The 701-nt window shown below is 61.8% G+C and carries 1 protein-coding gene; it reads left to right on the forward strand.

The window, feature by feature from the left end; translation table 11 throughout:
* The first annotated feature begins 188 nt into the window (after positions 1-188).
* Entirely contained in the window at positions 189-626 is a 438-nt protein-coding gene (locus DVH29_RS16115; protein ID WP_281270853.1) for a TonB-dependent receptor plug domain-containing protein, read from the forward strand.
* Positions 627-701 lie beyond the last annotated feature (75 nt).

The raw sequence follows: 701 nt of genomic DNA on the forward strand, positions 1-701 counted from the left end.
CGCGCGACCCACTTCCTAAGCTTCTTGCAACTCGCCGCAGCAATGCTGTGGATGCGATGAATGTCGATTCAGCCTAGGGTGCGCCTCGGATCTATCCAGGGCATGCAGGCCTGCTAACGCCTTTAATTCGTAATCTTTTTTCCAGTTGGGAATCCGCTATGCCGCGTTTAGTTTCGTTCGGCAGGTGCTTGACCGCGCTTGCCCTGTTGGCCAGTCTGCCTGCCTATTCGCAGACCATCTCCATTTTCCCCGATGACGAGGAAACCATCCTCGCGACGCTGATGGTGCTGGCGGCTTCCGAGGAATTGCGTCAGGCTCTCGGCACCTCGACCATCACGCTGGAAGACCTGCAGCGGTTGCCGGTGGGACGCGATCTCGCCGAGATCATCCGGACCATGCCCGGCGTCAATCTGAGCGGCAACACCTCGACCGGCCAGCGCGGCAACCAGCGTCAGATCGACCTGCGCGGCATGGGCCCGGAAAATACCCTCATCCTCATCGATGGCCGCCCGGTCCTGTCGCGCAATGCGGTGCGCCCGGGCCGCTGGGGCGAGCGCGACACGCGCGGCGACGCCAACTGGGTGCCCGCCGAACTCATCGAGCGCATCGAGGTGATCCTGGGTTAGAACGGCGGTGCAAAATTAGTCCACGGTAGCGGCTGGATTGTCCTGCTGCGGGCGGCTTAAAAGTCGTCCACCTAT

It is taken from the genome of Pelagibacterium lacus (assembly GCF_003345525.1).
Lineage (GTDB): Bacteria > Pseudomonadota > Alphaproteobacteria > Rhizobiales > Devosiaceae > Pelagibacterium > Pelagibacterium lacus.